At 65.7% G+C, this 19630-nt stretch carries 15 protein-coding genes; 10 read left to right on the top strand and 5 right to left on the bottom strand.

Features of this window, described 5'->3' with window-relative positions:
* Window positions 1-19: 19 nt before the first annotated feature.
* On the bottom strand, window positions 20-1438 hold the full coding sequence (locus tag VNR91_RS04155; protein ID WP_325489526.1) for an aldehyde dehydrogenase family protein: 1419 nt from the start codon (window positions 1436-1438) through the stop codon (window positions 20-22).
* 195 nt (window positions 1439-1633) lie between these two features.
* On the opposite strand from VNR91_RS04155, the gene VNR91_RS04150 reads away from it, so the two are divergent.
* A complete protein-coding gene (locus VNR91_RS04150; protein WP_325489525.1) occupies window positions 1634-2581 on the top strand; it encodes an alpha/beta hydrolase in 948 nt (315 codons plus the stop codon).
* A 106-nt stretch (window positions 2582-2687) separates the two neighbouring features.
* The gene (locus tag VNR91_RS04145) at window positions 2688-3770 is read left to right on the top strand and encodes an alcohol dehydrogenase catalytic domain-containing protein (RefSeq protein ID WP_325489524.1); all 1083 of its coding nucleotides are present in this window, start codon (window positions 2688-2690) and stop codon (window positions 3768-3770) included.
* Between the two features lies 1 nt (window position 3771).
* Here VNR91_RS04145 and VNR91_RS04140 read toward each other — a convergent pair whose 3' ends face one another.
* Window positions 3772-4539, bottom strand: a complete 768-nt coding sequence (locus VNR91_RS04140) for an SDR family oxidoreductase (RefSeq protein WP_325489523.1) — start codon at window positions 4537-4539, stop codon at window positions 3772-3774.
* On the bottom strand, window positions 4536-6179 hold the full coding sequence (locus VNR91_RS04135; RefSeq protein WP_325489522.1) for an NAD(P)/FAD-dependent oxidoreductase: 1644 nt from the start codon (window positions 6177-6179) through the stop codon (window positions 4536-4538). Before VNR91_RS04135 ends, VNR91_RS04140 begins: the two co-directional genes overlap by 4 nt.
* A gap of 53 nt (window positions 6180-6232) precedes the next feature.
* Here VNR91_RS04135 and VNR91_RS04130 point away from each other — a divergent pair, with 53 nt between their 5' ends.
* The 5 genes from VNR91_RS04130 to VNR91_RS04110 all read left to right on the top strand — a co-directional run bounded on the left by VNR91_RS04130 (window position 6233) and on the right by VNR91_RS04110 (window position 14629).
* A complete protein-coding gene (locus tag VNR91_RS04130; protein WP_325489521.1) occupies window positions 6233-7750 on the top strand; it encodes an MmgE/PrpD family protein in 1518 nt (505 codons plus the stop codon).
* A 168-nt stretch (window positions 7751-7918) separates the two neighbouring features.
* A complete protein-coding gene (locus VNR91_RS04125; protein WP_325489520.1) occupies window positions 7919-10930 on the top strand; it encodes a TonB-dependent receptor domain-containing protein in 3012 nt (1003 codons plus the stop codon).
* A gap of 11 nt (window positions 10931-10941) precedes the next feature.
* Window positions 10942-12300 (top strand): hypothetical protein, encoded by a 1359-nt coding sequence (locus tag VNR91_RS04120; protein ID WP_325489519.1) that lies wholly within the window; start codon window positions 10942-10944, stop codon window positions 12298-12300.
* Window positions 12301-12506: 206 nt separating this feature from the next.
* Window positions 12507-13682: a hypothetical protein gene (locus VNR91_RS04115; RefSeq protein WP_325489518.1), complete on the top strand. Its 1176-nt coding sequence runs from the start codon at window positions 12507-12509 to the stop codon at window positions 13680-13682.
* Between the two features lie 194 nt (window positions 13683-13876).
* A complete protein-coding gene (locus VNR91_RS04110) occupies window positions 13877-14629 on the top strand; it encodes a hypothetical protein (protein ID WP_325489517.1) in 753 nt (250 codons plus the stop codon).
* A 16-nt stretch (window positions 14630-14645) separates the two neighbouring features.
* Here VNR91_RS04110 and VNR91_RS04105 read toward each other — a convergent pair whose 3' ends face one another.
* Window positions 14646-15614, bottom strand: a complete 969-nt coding sequence (locus tag VNR91_RS04105; RefSeq protein WP_325489516.1) for a LysR substrate-binding domain-containing protein — start codon at window positions 15612-15614, stop codon at window positions 14646-14648.
* Between the two features lie 153 nt (window positions 15615-15767).
* Between VNR91_RS04105 and VNR91_RS04100 the strand changes: the two genes are divergently transcribed.
* Complete coding sequence (locus VNR91_RS04100) at window positions 15768-16610, top strand: alpha/beta fold hydrolase (protein WP_325489515.1); 843 nt, start codon at window positions 15768-15770, stop codon at window positions 16608-16610.
* A gap of 75 nt (window positions 16611-16685) precedes the next feature.
* Here the strand turns inward: VNR91_RS04100 and VNR91_RS04095 are convergent, their stop codons facing one another.
* Window positions 16686-17729: an amidohydrolase family protein gene (locus VNR91_RS04095; protein ID WP_325489514.1), complete on the bottom strand. Its 1044-nt coding sequence runs from the start codon at window positions 17727-17729 to the stop codon at window positions 16686-16688.
* 168 nt (window positions 17730-17897) lie between these two features.
* Here VNR91_RS04095 and VNR91_RS04090 point away from each other — a divergent pair, with 168 nt between their 5' ends.
* Window positions 17898-18590: a 4-carboxy-4-hydroxy-2-oxoadipate aldolase/oxaloacetate decarboxylase gene (locus tag VNR91_RS04090; protein ID WP_325489513.1), complete on the top strand. Its 693-nt coding sequence runs from the start codon at window positions 17898-17900 to the stop codon at window positions 18588-18590.
* The gene (locus VNR91_RS04085; RefSeq protein WP_325489512.1) at window positions 18565-19578 is read left to right on the top strand and encodes an ABC transporter substrate-binding protein; all 1014 of its coding nucleotides are present in this window, start codon (window positions 18565-18567) and stop codon (window positions 19576-19578) included. Before VNR91_RS04090 ends, VNR91_RS04085 begins: the two co-directional genes overlap by 26 nt.
* Window positions 19579-19630 lie beyond the last annotated feature (52 nt).

Here is a 19630-nt window from a genome sequence, read left to right as displayed (position 1 = left end):
TCCCCGCGTCCGCCCGCGGTCAGGCCTTGGCGATCCAGATCGCCTTGGGCCGGGTATATTCGAGCAGGCCGACCAGGCCGCTCTCCACCCCCAGGCCCGATTGCTTGGTGCCGGCCTGCGGGGTCAGGTGCGAAATGCCGGTGTTCTCGTTCACCCACACGCACCCGGTCTCCAGCCGGTGCGCGATGCCGACGGCGCGAGCGGTGTCGCCCGACCATACCGACCCGCCCAGCCCATAGCTGCTGGCGTTGGCGCGCTCGACCACTTCATCGTCGCTGGAAAAGCGCATCATCGGCAGGACCGGCCCAAAGGCTTCCTCCTGCACGACGCGCGATTGCTCGGGCGGATTGTCGACCAGCGTCAGCGGGACGAAATAGCCGCGCTCGGGCACGGCGGCGCCTTCCAGGACGCGCAATCCTTCGGCGCGCGCATCGTCGACCAGCGCACGGACTCGGTCATATTGCCGCTTGTTCTGCAACGGGCCGAACATCACGCCCTCCTCACGGCCGTCGCCGACTTTGCCCGCCTGAATCAGAGCGTGGAGCTTGTCGCGGAACGCATCATAGATCGCGTCGTGGACGTACAGCCGCTTGGTCGCGACGCAGATCTGTCCGGTGTTGCCATAGGCGCCCAGAAAGATGCGCGGCGCGACGCTCTCGACATCGGCATCGTCCAGCACGATCGCGGCGTCGTTGCCGCCCAGTTCGAGCGTCATCCGCTTCAGGTCGCCCGCCGCGGCGGCGGCGATCTTGCGCCCCGTTTCGGTCGATCCGGTGAAGGTGATCTTGGCGAAGCCGGGATGCGCGGTGATCAGCGGGCCGAGATCGTCGCCGCCCGACAGCACGTTGACCACGCCCGCCGGGAAATGATCCTTGATCAGTTCGGCGATACGCAGCGTGCACAGCGGAGTGAACGGTGACGGCTTGATCACCACGGTGTTACCCGCGATCAGCGGCGGTACCAGCTTGAACATGCCCAGCACCACCGGGAAGTTCCACGGCACCAGCCCGGCGACGACGCCCAGCGGCACGCGGTGCACCTCGACGCGGTGGGCGTCATTCTCTTCAGTTACCTCGACCGGCAGATCCCACTGCGCCATGCCGCGCGTCCAGTCGACCGCGCGCACGAATTCGCGCTGCGACCCGATATGGGGGCGGCCCATTTCCAGTGTGAACAGCAGCGCCAGTTCCTCGGCATGAGCCTCGATCGTGTCGGCGGCGGCGAGCACGGCGCGCTTGCGTTCCGCGATCGGGGTGTCGCGCCAGCCGGGAAAGGCGCGGGTGGCGGCGGCGACCGCGCGGTCGAGTTCGGCCGCCCCGGCATCGGGCGCCTGCGCAAAGGCCTCGCCCGTGGCGGGGTTGATCACGTCGATCGTCGCGGCGGTGGTGACCAGATCGCCGTCGATCAGCAGCCGATAGTTTTGGTGGGGTCCGCTCACGCCATCTCTCCCGTTGCGCCGCGCGCTGGTTCGTCGTCGCCGGTTCAGGCCGGCGCGCCTTTCCCCTAGTCCTTAGTCAGGCCTCGGGAAGCGCCAAAATAGGAGTTCGCGATCAAAGCATAACGACGCGGTATGTTTGTCCGCGCGCCTGATCTGCTACCGCCGGCCCGCGTATCGCACAGGAGAGGTCCCGCCATGTCCGTCAGCCGTCATCTGGTCGATCCCGAACTGCTGCCGCTGCTCGATCTGATCCCGCACGTGGCGATGTCCACCGATACGCTGGCACAGGTCCGCGAGCGCCGGCTGCCGTTGCCGGCGACGATGACCGGCGGGGTCGACAAGGTCGAACGAACGATCGCCGGCCCGCCGGGCGCCGCCGACGTCGCCATCACCTGTTACGGCCCGGCCGGCAACGCCGATGCGTTGCCGACCATCCTCCACATCCATGGCGGGGGCTATGTCGCCGGGCGCGCGGCGTCGGGCGAGCCGCGCCACCGGCTGCTCGCCGGCACGCTTGGTTGCCGGATCGTGTCGGTCGACTATCGCCTCGCGCCCGAAACGCCGTTTCCGGGGGCGCTGCTCGATTGCCATGCCGCGCTCGATTGGATCTTCGCGTCGGGTGCCGACGGCGGTCACGATCTCACGCGGATCGGCGTGATGGGTGAAAGCGCGGGCGGCGGTCTCGCCGCCGCGCTGGCGCTCTACGCTCGGGACGAGCGCACGCATCCGCTGGCGTTCGTGCACCTGACCTATCCGATGCTCGATGACCGCACCGGCAGTCTGGTCGATCCGCATCCTACCGCCGGCGAGTTCGTGTGGACCGCCGCCGACAATCGCTTCAGCTGGAGTAGCCTGTTGGGCGGCGCGCCGGGCGGGGACGGGGTCTCGGCCCACGCCGCGCCGGCCCGGGCAGCCGATCTGTCGGGGTTGCCGCCGCTCTATCTCGCGACCGGCGCGCTGGACTTGTTCATCGACGAGAATCTCGATTTCGCGCGCCGTGCCGCGCGTGCGGGCGTTCCGGTCGAGCTGCATGTCTATCCCGGCGCGTTCCACGGATTCGATCTGGTGCCCGGCGCGGCGGTATCGCAACGGATGCGGGACGACGGCGCCGCCGCGCTGGCGCGGGCGATGGCGCCGCGATAGCCGGCCCTTATGGGTGCAGTGCAAGTCGCTATTTTGCGACATGACCGTGCGGCTATAGCGATGCCGCATACAGTGCCGGTCGGCGCGCAGTTCAGGAGAGCATGACATGATCGCGTCCAAGGCGGCGGTAAGCCGCGCTGCCAATGCGCCGCTGTCGATCGAGACCGTGATGGTCCGCCCCCCGGCGGAGGGCGAGGTCCTGATCGAGCTGAAGGTCGCCGGGCTGTGCCACACCGATCTCCATGCGATAGAGGGCAATTCGCGGGCGGTGCGCTGGCCGATGGTGCTCGGGCATGAAGGTGCCGGCGTCGTTGCCGAAGTCGGGCCGGGCGTCGACGAGTTCCGCGCGGGCGATCATGTCCTGCCCTTCGCCATGCCCGAATGCGGCCATTGCGACCTGTGCACCGACGGCAGGCCGCACAATTTTTGCGAACAATTCCCCAGCATGTTCGGCGGCGCCCGCACTGGCTTTGGCGACGGCATGGCGGCGTTTGTCTCGCTCGGCACCTTCTCCCAATATATCACCGTGCCGGCGTGGAGCCTGGCCAAGGTCCGTCCGGACGCGCCGCTTGATCTGATCTCGACCGTGAGCTGCGGCGTTGCGACCGGGGTGGGCGCGGTACTGTTCACTGCCAAGGTAGAGCGTGGCGCATCGGTGGTGGTGTTCGGGCTGGGCGGCGTCGGCCTCAGCGCGGTACAGGGCGCGCGCATGGCGGGCGCGACCACGATCATCGGCGTCGATGTCGCGGCAGACAAGGAAGCCGCCGGGCGCAGCTATGGTATGACCCATTTCGTCAACCCGCGTGAGGTCGACAATGTCGTCGAATCGATCCAGGGTATCACCGGCGGCGGCGCCGACTACAGCTTCGACTGTGTCGGCAACATCGCGCTGTTGCGCCAGGCGTTCGATTGCCTGCGGACCAGCTACGGCGTGTGCACCGCGGTTGGGCTGGTCGGGGGCGAGCTGACCATTCCCGCGCCGATGCTGCTGATGGGCAAGCGATTGATCGGCACGACAATGGGCGGCGCGCGGCCGAAGGAGGATTTGCCCAGGCTGGTCGATTATTTCATGGACGGCCAGCTCGACCTGGAAACTCTGGTGTCCGACCGACTGCCATTCGACCTGATCAACCACGGTTTCGACCTGATGCGCGAAGGCAAGACGCGGCGGACCATCGTCACCTTCTGACTCAGTAGGTGCTGTAGCCGCCATCGACGGTGTGGCACCCGCCGGTAACGAAGCCCGCTGCGTCGGACAGGAGGAAGGCGACCAGCTCGGCCACTTCCTCCGGCCGGCCATAGCGGCGCAGCGGCAGCGCGCCCTCGATCCGACTGCGTGCGGCGGCGGCATCGGTGGCGTTGGCGGCCTGTCCGGCGTTGATCGCGTCGATCATGCGCCCCGCGATCGGACCTGGATTGACGCAATTGACCCGCACCCCGTGCGGCCCAGCCTCGGTCGCGGCGACGCGCGTCAGGCCGACCACTGCGTGCTTCGACGCCGAATAGCCGATCATCCCCGGCCCGCCGCGCAGGCCCGCGACGCTCGACGTGTTGACGATGCTGCCACTGCCCTGCCGGTACATCACCGGCAGGACGCGCTGCAATCCCAGGAAGCACGCATCGACATTGACCGCGAACACCGCGCGGAACTGCGCGATCGCATAGCTTTCGACCGGCGCCACCGGGCCTTCGACGCCGGCGTTGTTGAAGAAGCCGTCGATCCGCCCGAACGCATCGCAGGCGTGCGCGACATAATCGGAGACGAAGCCGTCGTCGGTAACGTCGCCCTCGATCCGCAGCAACTGGCCGGGCGCGATCGACGCGAGCGGCGACCAGTCGGTGCCGGCCCGGTCGACCGCGACGATGGTGGCACCGCGCGCGGCAAGCAGGCGCGTGGTGGCGGCGCCGATCGCGCCCGCCGCCCCGGTGATGATGACGACGGCCGGATCGACGGTCACGCGGCGGCCTCGGCGGTGGCGTTGCCTGACAGCGCGAAGCCGGGATAGCCCGCCTCCGCGATCTCGTCGCAGATCGCGCGATACGGCCCGACGCCGCCGATGAACGGCATGAAGACGCGGGCCTTGCCCGGCACGTTGGCACCCAGATACCAGCTCTTGCCCTTCAGGAAGAGCGTACCCGCCGCCGCCGCGTTGACGCGATCGACCCAGCGATCCTGCGCCTCGGCCTCCGCCTCGATCCGGGTCGCGCCGCGTGCGTCGGCATGGGCGATCAGCGCCGCGATCCATTCGACATGTTGTTCGATCGAGACGACGACGTTGCTCAGCACCGACGGGCTGCCCGGCCCGGTCACGGTGAACAAATTGGGGAAATTGGCCATCGCTACTCCCAGGTAGGTCCGTGGCCCCTCGCGCCAGACGTTCGCGATCGTCCGGTGATCGACGCCCTGAATGTCGATCGCGGTCAGCGCGCCGGTCATGGCGTCGAATCCCGTGGCGTAGACGATCACGTCGAGCGGATAGTCGCGCTCGCTGGTGCGGATGCCCTCGGCGGTGACTTCGACGATCGGGTGGGCGGCGGCATCGACCAGCGTCACGTTGGGGCGGTTGAACGTCTCGTAATAATCGGTGCCGATCGCCAGCCGCTTGCTGAACACCGGATAGTCGCGGGGGATGAGCCGTTCGGCGGTGACGGGGTCGGTGACGATCTCGCGGATCTTGTGCGCGAAGAAGTCGGCGGCGGTGGAATTGGCGGCCTCGTCGGTCATCAGGTCGCTGAACGCGGTCATGATCACCGCGCCGCCGATGTTCCAGCACCGCTCGTAGACCTCGGCCCGCTCTTCGGCGCTGACACTCATCGCGGTGCGGCCCTTGGGCGGCAGCCAAGGGGCGAACAACTCGCCGATGCCGCGCAGGTCGCCAACCCGTGCCCGGGCGCGCAAGGTTCCGGCATTGTCCTTGAATTCGGCGACCTGCGCCTCGCTGTGCGGCGCGTTCATCGCCGGCGCGACATAGGCGGGGGTGCGCTGGAACACGGTAAGATGGCCGGCGACCTGTGCAGCGAGCGGGATCGTCTGGACCCCCGACGATCCAGTGCCGATGATGCCGATGCGCTTGCCGGCCAGATCGACGCCGTCGTGCGGCCAGTTGCCGGTGTGATAGGATTCGCCCGCAAACTGCTCGATTCCCGCGATGTCCGGCATCCGGCCGACCGACAGCGCGCCGGTTCCCATGATCAGGTATCGAGCATCATATTCGGCCCCGTCGGCCGTGCGCACGCTCCAGCGATCCGTGGCGGTATCGAATCGCGCGCCCGTGACGGTGGCGCCGAACCGGATGTCGCGGCGCAGGTCGAGCCGGTCCGCCACGAAGTTCAGGTAGCGAAGGATTTCCGGCTGGGTCGCGTAGCGTTCGGTCCAGGTCCACTCCTGCTCGATCCCCTCGTCGAACGAGAAGGAATAGAGCATGCTCTGCGCATCGCAGCGCGCGCCGGGATAGCGGTTCCAGTACCAGGTGCCGCCGACGTCGGCGGCGGTCTCCAGCACGGCGACGCTTTTGCCCATGCCGCGGAACTTGTGCAGCGCATAGAGCCCGGCGAAGCCTGCCCCCACGATCACCACGTCGAACGACCGCGCGCTCATCGACGGCACTCGCGGCGCTGGCTGTGCGATGTCGTTCCCATTGTCCTCTCCCGTTGGCGCGGCCCGAAATCCGCCTAGCCTCGCCCCATGTCATTGCCGGGGCGAGCCGCGCAAATAGCGTCTTGCGATCCGGTCATCGCCGGCATTTATGGAAGGAAACAGGCGTCGAAAGGGGAGGGTGTCGCGTGCCGGAATTCATCGACAGGCTGTGCGATTTCATGCGCGCGCCGGGCCACGCGGATGCCGCGGTGCTCGACGATGCGTGGGTCGGCATCAGCGATACGGTGGCGGTTGCGCTGGCCGGATGGGACGAGCCGTCCGCGCGGGCGGTGCGCCAAGCCTATGGTTCGAGCGAAGACCCCGCGTTTGGGCAGCCAGGCCTCGATGCGGAGCGCGAGGCGTTGATCCAGGGCACGGCGGCGCATGCGCTCGACTATGACGATGTCGCGCTCGGCAGCGTTACCCATCCGTCGGCGGTGATCGTGCCCGCCTTGCTGGCGGTCGCGGCGCGACGACCGGATCTGCGCCCGCGCGTTCTGGCCGCCTATGCCGTCGGGCTGGCGGTGGACGCGGCGGTCGGGGAGGCGCTTGGATTCGGCCATTATGATCGCGGTTGGCACGCGACGTCGACGATCGGGCCGATCTCGGCGGCGGCGGCGCTGGGGTATTTGGTCGAGCTGGAGCCGCGCGGCGCGCGCAGCCTGCTGGCGCTGGCGGCGGCGCAATGCGGCGGTATGCAGCGCAATTTCGGCACGCTGGCCAAGCCGGCGCACGTCGGCTTCGCCGCGGCGACCGCGGTGCGTGCGCTGCTGTTGGTCGAGGCTGGAATGACCGGCGACCAGGATATCTTCGGGCCGGGCGGCTATTTTGATCTCTACGGGGATGCGGCGGCGGCGGTGCGCGCGGCCAATTGCGGCTTCGCGCTCGCGGCGGGGCGGGTATCGCGGAAGCTCTATCCATGCTGCTACGCGACCCATCGCATGATCGGCGCGGCGCTGGCCGCGCGCGATAGCATCGCTCACCCCTTCGCCCCCGATCTCCGGATCGTCGTCGACGTCCCCTACGGCACGATGCGGCCGTTGCGGTTCACCGATCCGCGCGACGGCAATGAGGCCAAGTTCTGTGCCGCTTACACTGTCGCGACGGCTCTCGGCACCGGTACGGTTCGTTTGGGCGATTTCACTGCCGAGGCAATAGCGCGACCTGCGATAAGGGCGCTGATGAAGCGGATCGCGGTGGTTGAATCGCCCAACGGGGCGGGAGTCGTGGCTGGCCTCGACAGCGGCGACGTGCATTTACGGATCGTTCGAAGCAATGAAACCGTCGTTGAAGCGATCTCGTCAGTCTATCCCGGATCACCTCTCGCGCCGATCGGCCCGGAACAGCTTTGGGACAAGATTTCAGATTGTTTGCGAACCCACGCGCGGACGCACCGAAAAATCGCTCGATCAGAGTTTGAGCGAAAGGTCGGGCAATATGTCGCAAGGTGCCGTTCGGCCAGTGCCAACGTGTCTCCTCGCTGCATTCCGGATAGGTACGGCGATCCGTCAGGCGACGAGTTTGGCACTTAGCCGACGCGGCCGCCCCGCGCAGCGGACGGCCCCTTCTCCACTTAACTGGATGCTCAACCGAGCCTTCCTAATATTCAATCGACAGTCAGGGCATCCATCCTCACCCTTTATGTCGGACGTGCGATCCACGCACGCAACGACATTAAGACTCTCATGGAGGGGATCCTGATGAAGCCGTTTCTCGGCCTCGGCTTGCTCGGTGGCGTAAGCCTGCTCACCTTGGCAACGACCGCGCACGCAACACCAATCGACTCCGGCGCGGCTGGCGAGCAAGGGACCGCTGTGGTCGCCGCGGCCGTGACGGCGACTCCCGGCCAGCAAACGCCCCCTTCTGCAAACGATCCGGCTGACGGCAGCGCCGCGGATCGGACCGTGCCGCAGTCCGCCGCGACCAGCGAGGCGCCGGCCGCCGCTGAAATCGTCATTACCGGCTCCCGCCTGATCCAGAACGGCAACAACAGCCCGACGCCGCTAACGGTCGTCAGCTCGCAGCAGCTGCTGGAATTGCAGCCGACCTCGGTGGGTGCGGCGCTGCAGAATCTGCCGGTATTCCAAGGGTCGATGGGCCAGAATACCGGCACCGGCGGCAGCGGATCAAATGGCGGTCCGAACGGTTCGGCCAACGCGCCGAACATCCGCAATCTGGGGCTGTTCCGCAACCTGACGCTGTTCGACGGCCGACGTCTCCAGCCGACCACCGATACCGGCCTGGTCACCATCGACATGATTCCGCAGATGTTGCTGCAGCGGGTCGACGTGGTGACCGGCGGCGTTTCCGCGGTCTATGGCTCCGACGCGATCAGCGGGGTCGTCAATTTCGTGACCGACCGCAAGTTCGACGGCATCAAGCTCAAGGCGCAGTACGGCATCTCCGGCAAGGGCGATGGCCCGGTTTTCGACGCGGGCATCGCGGTGGGAACGAGCTTTGCCGGTGGCCGCGGGCATGTCGAGGCGAGTTTCGAATACTATGATGACCGCGGGATCTCCGACATGTTCTCGCGCAGCAACGGCCAGCTCTGGCAGGTCGAGGGCAGCAATTCCGCCGCGGTTTCGTCGACCGCGCAGCTGATCGCGCCGGGAACCGCGAACAATCCCTATGCGCTGTATTCGAACGTCCGCAACGCGCAGACCAGCTTTGGCGGCTTGATCAACAGCGGCCCGCTGGCCGGAATGACCTTTTCGGCGGATGGTGTGCTCTCCGCTTTTCAGCACGGTACGCTGACCGGAACGCGCGGCTACGAAGTCGGCGGCGACGGTGGCTATTTCTTCAACACCTCGCTCAAGGGCGCATTGCTGGCGCGGCGCGCCTTTGCCCGTGTCGATTACGACCTGACCGATGACGTGCATTTTTACGCCGAAGGTTTCGGCGCGTTCAATCGCAACAGCTACAATGATACGTCACTGAACTTCGCCAATCTCGTGCTCAGCGCGCAGAATCCGTTTCTGGGCAACTATCGATATGGAACGGACACCACGACGTTCACGCTCAGCAAGATTCCGCTGCAGCTCGGGCCGCACAACAAGGTGTTCAACCTCGACAACTACTATGGTACCGCCGGATTCGAGGGATCGCTCGGCAGCAAATTCAAGTGGGAAGTGAACGGTAGCTACGGCTATTCGACCCAGGCGCAGACCACTATGCGCAACATCAATTTGCAGCACCTCTATTCGGCGCTGGACGCGGTGAGCGTCAACGGCAACATCGTCTGTCAGATCAATGCGGACGCGATCACGTCCAATGATGATCCCAGCTGCGCGCCGCTCAACTTCTTTGGTCCCAGCGCGGCGTCGGCGGCCGCAATCGACTACATCACCGACGTCACCCGTTCGAAGACGACATCAACCTTGGTGAATTTCGGGGGATCGGTCACCGGTTCTCCGTTCTCCACCTGGGCTGGCCCGGTCAATCTCGCCATCTCCGGCGAGTGGCGGCGCACGACGTTGCAGTCGACCAGCGAAGTCTCGCCCGATGAGAAGGCGGATTGCACGGGTATTCGTTTCAACGCCTGCACGGCCAACACCAATCTGCATCAGGTCACATTCGCGATCATTCCGCTCGTCAAGCAGACGGTGGCGGAAGCCGCGGTGGAAGCCGAAATCCCGCTGCTGGCGGATTCGGCGATCGCGCGGCGGCTGAGCGTCAACCTGGCCGGTCGTTATGCGAACTACGACAGTTTTGGCGGTGCGTGGACGTGGAAGGCGGGCCTCGACTGGCGCGTCAACGACGAGTTGCTGTTGCGCGCTACGCGCTCGCGCGACTTCCGTGCGCCCAATCTCAGCAACCTCTACCAGCCGACCACGGTGAGCCGCGGCACCGTCATCGACCAGCTCACCAACCAGACGATCGCCAACGCGCAGATCCTGACCGGCGGCAATCCGGGCCTGAAGCCGGAGATCGGCAACACGCTGACGCTGGGCTTTGTCTACAAGCCGAACTGGCTGCCCGGCGCCAGCCTGTCGGTCGACGGCTATGACATCAACATCACCGATGCCATCACGTCCCTGAACGGCTCGAACGTCACGATCCAGCGGCTGTGCAATGCTAGCGGGGGAAGCTCGGCGCTGTGTTCGCTGATCGTCCGGCCGAACGGGTATAGCGATACGTCGGCCGCCAACAACGCGACCCTGTTTTACAGCCGATCGATCAACGCATCATCGATCAAGACACGCGGCATCGATTTCGAGCTCAACTACAATACGCGGCTCGCCCATCAGCCGCTCTCGCTGCGCGTGCTGACGACCTACCAGCCCACGCTGAAGCAATCGACTCCGGGCATCGCGGAATCCGACGTTGCCGGCTATGCCTATTCGTCGGTCGGGATCACCACCACGCCGAAATGGCGGATGACCGCGATGGTCAATTACAATCTCACCGACGAAGTGCGTCTGACGCTCGTCGAGCGTTGGCGGAGCAGTCTTCAGTACAATGCCGATCCGACGCTGTATTATGTCGATAACAAGATTCCGGCGTTCGGCTGGACCAACCTGAACCTGAGCATCACGCCGAAGAGCAGCTGGGCCAAGGATTTCGAATTCTATATCAACGTGACCAATCTGTTCGATCAGAAATCGCCGATCGCCATCAACGGATCGTCGGATACCGGCCGGTTTGGCGCCTATATTTCGACAGACGATTTCGTTGGCCGCTATTTCACCACCGGCGTGCGCGCCCGGTTCTGAGGAGGAGCAAGATGGTTCGCAAGGCCGGCAAGATGCTGTTGCTGCTCGCTGCGTTCATGCAGCCGGCGGCGGAAGCCGGGCTGCTCGCGCAGCAGGCGGGTGTATCGGGTGCTCCGGGGCTGCTCGCCGGGGTTTCACGAATCGACATCACGCCTCCTTTGGAGGACCTGCCCAAGCCGTTCGCCACGATCGGCAGCAAGATCTACGTACGGACGATCGTGTTTCAGGCGGGTGGCCGGCGAGCGGTGCTGGTCAACGGCGACTTGCCGACGATCGCGACCGACGTTTTCGAACAGCTGGTGAAGCGTATCGCCGAGGCGGCGAATGCGCCGGTTGAAAACGTCATGCTGTCGGTCACGCATACGCACAACGCCGTGCGTCTCGACAACAATCCCAAGGGGATCATGTTGCCGGGTTCGGCGAAGGTCACCGCCTATACCGCCGACCTGATACTGAGATCGGTGACGGAAGCGGTCGCCGACCTTCAGCCAGCCAAAGCCGGCTACGGCAACGGCATCTTCCACCTCGCGGCGGCGCGGATGGAGCCGGGACAGCCGCGCGGGAGCAGGCAGCCGGCGGCGGATCGCACCCTTGGCGTGTTCAAGATCGAACGCGCGGACGGGACGCCGCTCGCGGTGCTGGTCAACAACGGCCCAGAGCCGGTGATGGCGATGCGCGTCAAGACCGAGATCAACGCGGACGTCGCCGGCGTCATGGAACGCTATGTCGAGCAGCGCTTCGGCGACAAGGCGGTGGTGCTCTACACGGTCGGATCGCCGCCCGACGTCGTCATCAACACCAGCGGGGGTGACACCGTTGCGGGGCGGGGAGCGCTTCCGCCCGGTGCCACGCCCGCCGACCCGCACGCGCTGATGAGCGCCGTCGGCACCGTCCTGGGCGAGGAAGTGATCGCGACGCTCAACAATATCACCACCAGCGCCGACGTCCGCATCCAGGGCATGTTGCAAACGCTGGTCTGCCCCGGCCAGATCACCACGCCCTACGCCAACGCCTGTTCCGACGCACCCGGCGCCACGCTGCCGAAATGCGTGTTCACGACGCGCGACGGCCCGCCGCAGACGCTTCGTTTCGGGCTGATTCAGATCGGCGACGTGGCGCTGATCCACAGCGATGCCAACATCCTTCCGGCGGTGTGGGCCAAGGTGAAGCAGCAGGCGCCGAACCCCGACAAGACCATGCTCGTCTCTCTTGTATTCGGTCCGATCCACTATGTGGTCGATGACAGCGATTACGCCGGTCACAGCTATCCCGTGACGGCGACCACCGTTAAACCGGGCTGCGCTGCACCGGGCTTCGTCCGGGAATCGCTGGCGATGCTTAACAAGGCGCAGAGCGACAAGGCGCGCTGAGCGCCGAGAGCCTTTCGAAGCGGACGGCATCATCTGTTGACTCGGAAGATGCAGAAAACAAAAGATAAATAGAGCATGTTCCTTCAACCTGATCGAATCATGCTCTAGCGGGATCGGCGGCCCGTTTTGCCTCCCGGCCTGGGCGGGGACATGCGCGCAAGGATAGTGTCAGACCAATGATCAGATCGAATGGGCCCGTTTCGCCGGTGGACGGTAATCGTCAGCAGGAGGCCACCGCCGGTGCGCCTGAAGGCGAATCCCGGCGGGATCTGCTGCGCGGGCTGGTCAGCCTGCCGGCGGTGGCGATGGCGTCCCAGATGATCGCCAGCGACGCGCAGGCGCAGCGGGCCGCGGCGCCCGCGCCTGCGAAGGCTTCGCCGGGCGGCGACGCGGGCAAGCTTCCGTTCGTCTTCTCGCTCAGTTCCTACGATCACATGGCGGCCGTCACCGATGGCCGAATTCCGATCGAGCGGGCGGATCCGCTGTTCATTCGCTTGCCGATCCCGGAGGCGTTCCGGCGCTTTCTGGCCACGCGCGACTGGGATGTCGCCGAGGTCGGCTTTTCCCAATATGCGTCGATCCGCGCATCGGGCGACAACAGCTTTGTCGGTATTCCCATCTTCACCTCGCGGCTGTTTCGCCACAGCGCGATCTTTGTGCGGTCCGACCGGATCAAGACGCCCGAGGATCTGCGCGGGCGCCGCATCGGCATCGTCGGGTGGGCCAATTCCGCAGGGTTGTGGGCGCGCGGTATGCTGCGCGACATGTATGGGATCGAGCCGCACGAGATCATCTGGTATCAAGGCGGCGTGGAGCGGCCGGGCCGGCCGGAGAATGTTCCGGCCAAGTTCCTCGACCCGCGGGTGCGCTATATTCCGGTTGCCGACCGCGGCATCGAGGAAATGCTCTGGTCCGGCGATCTCGACGGCATCATCGTTCCCTCGCCACCCGCCAGCGTCGAAGGGTCGGTCAGCTCGGGCGGTCTGGTGCGCCGCCTGTTCGAGGATGCGCGAATCGAGGAGCGCCGCTATTTCGAGAAGACGCGCTGCCTGCCCGCCATGCACACGATCGTCATGACGCGCGAACTCTACGACCGCGACAACGACATCGGCCGGCGCATCTATCAGGCGCTGGATCTGTCCCGCCGCCGCTATTTCGACAGTCTCGCCGACACCGCCGCCAGCCGGGTTCCGGTGCCGTGGGCGGAGGAGTATATCCAGAGCCTCGAACCACTGACCGGCCCTGACGTCTGGCCCTATGGCGTCGACGCCAATCGCCCGACCATCGATACCGGATTGCGATATCTGCACGAACAGGGACTGATCGATCGCCGCCTGAAGGCCGCCGATGTTTACCCCGAGTGGGAAGGGGGCAACCTGTGATCCAGTCACCCGTCAAGCTGACCATCGCGCTGATGGCCTATGACCATGTCTATGAAATTCGCGGCCGGGACACCGATTACGAGATCCGTTCGGGCGCGGTCGAAATCGCTGGACTGGCACCGACGTGGGTCGATCTTCCGGCGCCCCATTCGTTCGAGCGGTTCGCGGACAACCGCGAATGGGACATTTCCGACGTGCCGCTCGCCGAATATGCCCAGCGTCGTCTGGCCGGGGATACGCGCATCACCGCGCTGCCCATTTTCACCTCGCGGCGCTTTCTGCACGACAGCATCGCCGTTCGCCGCGACCGGATCGCCAGGCCCGCCGACCTTCGTGGCGCGCGCATCGCCGTGCCCGAACGCGATCTGACGGAGTGCCTCTACGTCCGCGGGATGCTCGCCGAGATGTACGGGCTGGGATCGAATGACGCGCGCTGGGTTCCAGTCGATGACTCCGGGATGGTGGCGCTCCTCAAATCCGGCAAGGTCGATGCCGCGATCGCGCCACCCCACCGGCTTCCCATCGGTGGGGACATGACCGGCGTCGGCCGGCTGTTCCCCAGGCCGGGGGATGCCGAACGCGCGGCGCTGAAAAAGACCGGCGTGTTTCCCATCCTGCGCGCGCTCGCCGTGCGCACCGAGTTGCTGCAGAACCACCGCTGGCTCGCGTCGAATCTGTACCGGGCGTTTGAAGTCGCCCGGCGGCGGTATTTCGCGCGGCTGGACGATATTCGGGCAAGCCGTGTTCCCATCCCCGCCGTGGACGGCCACATGCGCACCATCCGCGAGGCTTTCGGCGGCGAGTTCTGGCCTTATGGCCTGGCCGCCAACAAAGCGACCCTGACCGCGTTCCTGCGCTATGGATCGCAACAGGGACTTTTTCCACAGAACGCCGGAGAGGCGACGAAACTGTTCGGACATGTCGAGGAATTCGTCGACAAATATTGATGGCGATCTGTATCGGTCAGGCGGACGGTTCCATCCTGTTGGCGATTTCCTTCTCTTTCAGCACCGCCGCCGCCTCCTCGAGGCATTCGATCATCAACCCGGCGGCGGGGCTCAGCGGCCGGTTTCGGTTCCACAACATGCCGGCACCCCGTGGCATCGGCGGAAGTGAAAGCGGCAAAACCGCCAAAGGGAGCAATGTGTCGTGGGCCGCGGCGCTGGCCATCGCCGCGATCGCGCGCGTCCGGTAGAGGCAGGCGCGCGTCAGATGAAGCGACGACGTTTCGATGTAGTCGCGCTCAAGCTCGATGCCGTTGCGGATCAAGGCGCGTTCAAGGGGTTCGCGCATCTGTGATGGCAACGGCGGCAACACCCAGGGGTATTCCTTCAGATCCGCCCATTCCAGATGCTCAAGCTGTGCCAACGGATGCGCCGGACTGGTCACCAGCACCAGTTGCTCTTCGAGCAGCAGCTTCTCCTCAAAGCCGCTCGACGGCGACAGGATCGGTAGCCGTCCTACCACCAGATCAAGCTTTCCCTCCCATAATTGCGGCAGGAGGGTCGAGGTCGTCCCTTCGCTCACCAGTACGTTGGTGGTGGCCGATCGTTCCTTGAGCAACGCGATCGCGTCGGGCACCAGCACTGAACTCGACGCCGCATAGACGCCGATGCTCACCTTGCCGCCCGAACCGGAACTGAGCGCCTTCAGCTCGTCGCGCGCCTGCTGCAGCTCGATCATCATGCTGCGGGCGTACCGGATCAGGCACTCTCCGTAGATCGTCGGGCGCAGGCCCTGGGTGGTGCGCGTGAACAATTCGAGCTCGAGGCCCTTCTCCAGCTCGGCGAGGGCCTTCGATACCGCCGGCAGGGTGACGTGGGTGGCTTCCGCGACCTTCTTCAGATTGCCGAGATCGTCGAGCGCGACCAGCAGCTTCAGCTGCCGGGCCTTCAGATTGCGCAGGAGGTACCAATCCAGGGAGGTGGGCATAACAATGGCCTAACAAACGGAGCGCGCACGCGGGGCATCCCGCCGCAAAACGACGGCGGGGGCCATACAGAGCAAATCGCCAGCCCGCTGACAATGCCGGTTAACCAGGCGGTTAACCCCCTGTCTCTATTAATCAATCGACGGCCGCGCCCCATGCATGAAAAGCTCAGGCGACAATCTGACCAGGAGACGATCGCGGTGCTTCTTCCGCATGGTGAGCATACCTTGTGCTACGATCTTGTCGGCGCGGAGACCGGCCAGGTCGTCGCCTTCACCCATTCGCTCGCCGCCGATCTGGGTCTGTGGGCGGAACAGGTCCCCGCCCTTGTCGCAGCCGGCTATCGCGTCCTGCGCGTCGATCTGCGCGGGCACGGTGGCAGTCGGGGGCCGGCCGGACCGTACACGATCGATGCGCTGGCCGACGATCTCATCGCCGTGGCCGATGCCACCGGCATCGAGCGGTTTCATTTCGTCGGACTGTCGATCGGTGGTGCCGTAGGGCAATCGCTTGGGCTCCGGCATCCCCGGCGGGTCCAGTCGCTCATGCTGTGCGACACGCAGAGCCAGTCCTTTCCCGACGCGGCGACGCACTGGGGGGGGCGCATCGACAAGCTTCGGCAAACCGGCTCGGTGGAATCGATCGCCGACGATACGATGAAGCGCTGGCTCACACCGGAGTTTCAGGCGGCGCATCCGCACCGTTGGCAACAGATCCGGTCGACCGTGGCCTGCTGCACTGTGGACGGGTATATCGGCTGCGCCCAGGCCTTGGCAGACTTCAGCTACACCGACCGTCTCGATCAGGTCGCCGTGCCGGTGCTCGTGGCATGTGGAAGCGAAGATCCGCGCGCCACGCCGGAGGAGAGCCGGCGCATTGCCGCCCTGTTCCGCGACGGCCGGTACGAGGAATTCACCGGCGCGCGCCACGTTCCCAATGTCGAACAGCCGGAAGCGTTCAACCGTGTCCTCACCGACTGGCTGCAGCAGGTGCAGTAGACCGGTCAGTCCGGCTCGCCGGATTTGAGAGCGGTCCCTCCCGGCGCGGTTCACGCCGGGCTCGGACGTCGAACCTTACAGATCGGGCCAGCCCGCCGCCCGGCCACGTGCCAGGCGCGGATAGACGCGCAGCGCGTTGCCGGAATAGATGCTGGCTTTCGCCTCTCCGTTCAGCGAGGCGCCCTCGATATAGCGGCGGGTGTCGTCGAAATGATGGCCCGTCTCCGGATCGATCCCGCGCACCGCACCGACCGTCTCGGATGCGAAGAGGATATTTTCGGCCGGTATCACCTTCAGCAGCAGGTCGATGCCGGGCTGATGATAGACGCAGGTATCGAAGAAGATGTTGCCGAGCAGCAGTTCGGAGAGCGGCGGTAGGCCCATGTCCTGGGCGATCCCCCGGTAGCGGCCCCAGTGATAGGGCACCGCCCCGCCGCCGTGCGGGATCACGAACCTGAGCGTCGGAAAATCCTTGAACAGCGACGAGGTGAGGCACTGCATGAAGGCGGTGGTATCGCCGTTGATGTAATGCGCGCCGGTCGCGTGGAAATGCGGATTGCACGATCCGCTGACGTGGATCATCGCCGGAACGTCGAGGTCGACCAGCGCCTCGTAGAGCGGATACCATGACCGGTCGTGCAGCGGCGGGCCCGACCAGTGTCCGCCGGATGGATCGGGGTTGAGGTTGCAACCGACGAAGCCCAGTTCCTCGACGCAGCGCCGTAGTTCGGGGATGGAATGTTTCGGCGCGACGCCGGGGCTTTGGGGTAGTTGGCACACCGCCGCGAAATTATCCGGATAGAGCGCGCAGATGCGGTGGATCAGGTCGTTGCACACCGTTGCCCACTCGGCGCTGATCCGCGCGTCGCCCAAATGATGTCCCATGCCGACGGCGCGCGGCGAGAAGATCGTCAGGTCGGTGCCGCGCTCGCGCTGGAGGCGAAGTTGCGCGCCCTCCAGGCTCTCGCGCAGTTCGTCATCCGAAATCACCGGCGGTGGGATGATTTCGCCGACATGCGCATCCGCGCACCCGCACGTTCCAAGCTGGTGCTGGCGAAACGCCTCAAGTTGTCTGGGGGCGGTCGTGTAGTGGCCGTGGCAATCGATGATCATGTTCATGCCCGCTTCCGAGGAATCGCCGATTCGATGCCGGGGCGCGCGGGCGCTGTCGATTGACTAAAGTGTCCGTGCGGTTGAGCCGCAGGTTAAGCGACTTAACCATCGGCTCAAGCGCAGGGCGATTTTACTCAATCGCACCCCGCAACCTTCGCCGGCACTAGATGCGGCATGAAAAATATCGTGGTGAGGAACATCGAGCGGGCGTCGCCGGATGTCTGCGATGCGCTGGCGAGCTGCGGCGTGGCGACGGTGCATGAAGCGATGGGGCGCGATAGGTTGATGCGCCCCTATATGCGCCCCGTGTTCGCCGGCGCACAGATCGCCGGATCCGCCGTGACCGTCCTTGCGGCTCCCGGCGACAACTGGATGCTGCACGTCGCGATCGAACAATGCCGTCCGGGTGACGTCCTGGTGGTCGGGCTGATGAGCGACAGCAGCGACGGCATGATCGGCGATCTGATCGCGACCGCGCTTCAGGCCCGCGGCGTGCGCGGCGTGGTGATCGATGCCGGTTGCCGCGACGTACGGACACTCGCCGAGATGAATTTTCCGATCTGGTCGCGGGCGATTTCGGCGCGGGGGACCGTGAAGGCCACGCTGGGACAGGTCAACCTTCCGGTCGTGTGCGCCGGCGCGCTGGTCCATCCGGGCGATGTCGTGATCGCCGACGATGACGGAGTCGTCGTGGTGCCGAGGGAAAGCGCGGAGGAGGTTTTGGCGCTGTCACAGGCGAGGACGGCGAAGGAAGACGCGCTGCGCGCGCGCTACGCTGCGGGTGAGCTTTCGCTGGATGTCGGCGACATGCGGGGGGCGCTGGCGGCGGCGGGGCTGATCTATGTCGAGCACCCCGGTGATGCATAGCGCGCCGGGCATTCCGCTGAAGATCGCGATCGCGACCTACGGGCACACCGCCGCGCTCAAGGGCGGACAGGTCAAGATTGCGGGCGTCGAGCCGAACTTCGTCGAGGTGAAGCCGATCATCGCCGCGTTTCGCCGGATGGTTCGCGATGTCGAATTCGACGTGTGCGAGATGGCGCCCGCGACGTACATGATCGCGCGGGCGGCCGGGGCGCCGTTCAAGGCGCTGCCGGTGTCGATCTTTCGCCGCTTTCATCACGCCGGCTTCGTGACGCGCGGCGATGCGGGGATCGAGGTGCCCAAGGATCTGGAGGGCAAGCGCGCCGGTGTGCGGGCATGGTCGGTCACGACCGGGATCTGGACGCGCGGCATCCTGTCCGAAGATCATGGCGTCGACTTGTCCAAGATCACCTGGGTGGTCGACGACGAGGAGCATGTGCAGTCGCTGCGGCTCCCGCCGAATGTCGAACGGGCGCCAGCGGGGCGACCGCTGGTCGACCTCATGGCGGAGGGATATCTGTCGGCGGCGTTCACCGCCAACGCCGGGATCGGACGCGCCGGCGCGCCGACCGGGGGCTGGCGCGTTGCCGATGGCGGCGACGCGCAGACCTATCGCGAACTGTTCCCCGACGCCGCCGCGCGCGAAGCCGAATGGTATCGCCGTACCGGCGTCTATCCGATCCACGGCGTAATCGTGGTGAAGGATCGCGTCCTGGACGAACATCCGCAGGTCGCGCGCGCGCTGTTCGATGCCTTCGTGGAGTCGAAGGCGCGCTATCTCGCGCAACTCGCGCGCGGCGATACCGATACTGATACCGATACCGATGCGCACTATCGCGCGATGCAGCAGATCGTCGGCGCTGATCCGCTTCCATACGGCATCGAGGCGAACCGTCCGTCGATCGACCGCCTGATCCGCTACTGTTTCGAGCAGCAGCTTCTCCCCCGGCAATTCGCCGCCGAAGACATGTTCATCGATATCGAAGGTTAGGAGAGCGGCTCATGACCACAGCCACCCCGGCGCGCACCGTGCTCCGCACGAA

The organism is Sphingomonas sp., from assembly GCF_035555815.1.
Taxonomy (GTDB): Bacteria; Pseudomonadota; Alphaproteobacteria; order Sphingomonadales; family Sphingomonadaceae; genus Sphingomonas.
This window is presented reverse-complemented; position numbering and strand designations above follow the sequence as displayed.